This is a genomic window from Micromonospora sp. M42, from assembly GCF_000568915.1.
Classification (GTDB): Bacteria; Actinomycetota; Actinomycetes; order Mycobacteriales; family Micromonosporaceae; genus Micromonospora; species Micromonospora chalcea.
In genome coordinates this window covers 1,028,897-1,031,272 of record NZ_KK037233.1, presented here as the reverse complement: position 1 = coordinate 1,031,272, position 2,376 = coordinate 1,028,897, and the positions used below count along the sequence as shown (strand labels likewise).

Sequence of the window (2,376 nt, the reverse complement as noted above, 5' to 3'; positions counted from 1 at the left end):
ATCAGCAACGCCACCGCCTGCCGGCCGACCTCCTCGGCGGGCACCGGTACGCAGGTGAGCGCGGACTGCTCGGCCAGCTCGTCCGGGCAGATCGCGACCACCGACACGTCGCGCGGCACCCGGCGGCCGAGCAGCGGCAGCGTGGCCAGCACCGGCCCGACCGCCGACTCGTTCTGCACCACCAGGCCGGTGACGTCCGGGTGGTCGGCGAGCAGCGCCTCCAGGTCGCGGCGTACCGCAGCCGGTCCCTCCTCGCAGGGCCGGGTCACCGCGTCGACGCCGAGCCGCCCGGCGGCGGCGCGTACCCCGGCGCGGGTGCGGTGGGCGAACCCGGTGCCCCGGTCGTAGACCGCGGCGGGCGCGCCGAGCAGCGCGATCCGCCGGTGCCCGGCGGCGGCCAGGTGTTCCACGCACAGCTCACCGGCGCGCCGGAAGTCCAGGTCCACGCAGGCCAGCCCGGTGCTGTCGGCGGGGTGCCCGATCAGGACACCCGGCAGCGCCAGTTCCCGCAGCAGCGGCACCCGGGAGTCCTCCAGCTCGACGTCCATCAGCAGCACGCCGTCGACGAGCGCGCTGCCGGCGATGCGGTGCAGCCCGGCCGGGCCCTCGTCGGCGGTGACCAGCAGCACGTCGTGGTCGTAGCGGCGGGCGGTGGTGACCACTGCGGTGGCGAAGCGCATCACCACCGGCACCTGCATGCCGGTACGCAGCGGCAGCACCAGCGCGATCACGTTGGCGCGGCGACTGGCCAGGGCGCGCGCCCCGGCGTGCGGGTGGTAGCCCAGCGCGCGGACGCTGTCGAGGACCCGTCCCCGGGTGGTGGCCGAGATGGTGCGTTTGCCGCTGAGCACGTACGAGACGGTGCTGGCGGCCACTCCGGCGTGCCGGGCCACGTCGGCGATGGTGACCTGCTCGCCGGGGACGCGCCCGCTCACCGGGCGGCTCCACAGCTGCGGTCGGCCGGGGCGACCGTCGTGGCGTCTCCGGTCACGGCGAGCGCGCCGACGAGCCGGATGTCGCGAGCGGACCGGCCCACCAGCACCGAGTGGACGGTGTCCTCCACCACCATCGCCGCGCGGGTCTCGTCCCACCAGGCCAGATCGGCGGTACGCAGGCGCATCGTCACCCGGGCGGCGCAGCCCGGATCGAGCGTGACGCGGGCGAAGTCGCGCAGCTGCCGCAGCGGCTGCTTGACCCGGGAACGCCGCTGCCGGGTGTAGAGCTGCACCACTTCGGTGCCCGGGCGGCGGCCCGTGTTGGTGACCTCGACGCTCACCTCCACCTCCTCGCCGGCACGTGCCGTGGCGGTGCTCAACCGTAGGTCAGCGTAGTCGAACTCGGCGTAGCTGAGCCCGTGCCCGAACGGGTACAGCGGCTCACCCCGGTGGTAGAGGTAGGTGCTGTCCGCGCCGATGATGTCGTAGTCGAGCAGGTCGGGCAGTTCGGCCGTGTCGGCGTACCAGGTCTGGGTGAGCCGCCCGCCCGGGTCGGCGGCGCCGAGCAGCACGTCGGCGAGCCCGTTGCCGTGCTCCTGTCCACCGTGGGCGCTCCACAGCACCGCCGGCAGATGCTCCTGCGCCCAGCCCACCGCGTACGGGTAGCTGCTGGTCAGCGCCAGCACGGTACGCGGGTTCGCGGCGTGCACCGCGCGCAGCAGCTCCTCCTGGCCGGTGGGCAGCGTCAGGTCGGCCCGGTCCTCGGTCTCCCGGCCGTTGACCATCGGGTGGTTGCCGAGCACCACCACCGCCACGTCGGCGGCGGCGGCCAGCGCGGCGGCGTCGGCGGCCCCGTCGGCGCGCAGCGTCACGGTGAACGCGGCCGGGTCGCCGGTGGCCACGCTCAGCCGCCCGTCAGGTGCGACGCCGACGTGCCGTCCGGTGGCCAGGTGGTGCAGCAGCGCCGTGCCGTCGGGCCGGTGGTCCAGGCGGAACGTCTCGCGTACCACCCAGCCGCCCGGTCCGTCGCGGTCGGCCACCAGGGCCCCGGCGTCGTCGGCGCCGACGTACCGGCCGGTGTCCACGGCGCGTAGCGCCACCACGTCCCGTCCCCAGTCGACCACCTCGAACTCGGCCGCGGTGTCGCCGAGCGCCAGCGGGCCGTCGCCGTCGAGGCGTACCGCCCGGTCGCCGACGTGCAGCGTGACCCGGTCCGTGCCGGGGTGGGTGGTCACCTCCGGCAGCCGTCCGAGCAGCCCCGCGTACGCGCTGATCGTGTACGGCGGGGTGCCGCTGTACCAGTCGGTGAGCACGGTGTCGGCGAGCGGTCCGAGCACCGCGACGCGGGTGCCGGGGCGCAGCGGCAGCAGGCCGTCGTTGCGCAGCAGCACGACCGACTGGCGGGCGGCCTCGCGGGCGAGTTCCCGGTGGGCGAGGCTGT

At 75.6% G+C, this 2,376-nt stretch carries 2 protein-coding genes; both read right to left on the bottom strand.

Annotated elements, in window-relative coordinates; translation table 11 throughout:
- The coding region (locus MCBG_RS04420) for a LacI family DNA-binding transcriptional regulator (RefSeq protein WP_043324086.1) at positions 1–935 on the bottom strand (935 nt) is incomplete at its 3' end.
- Positions 932–2,376 (bottom strand): glycoside hydrolase family 3 C-terminal domain-containing protein (locus MCBG_RS04415; protein ID WP_198033269.1); only part of this gene is annotated, 1,445 nt, incomplete at its 5' end. The genes MCBG_RS04415 and MCBG_RS04420, both read right to left, overlap by 4 nt.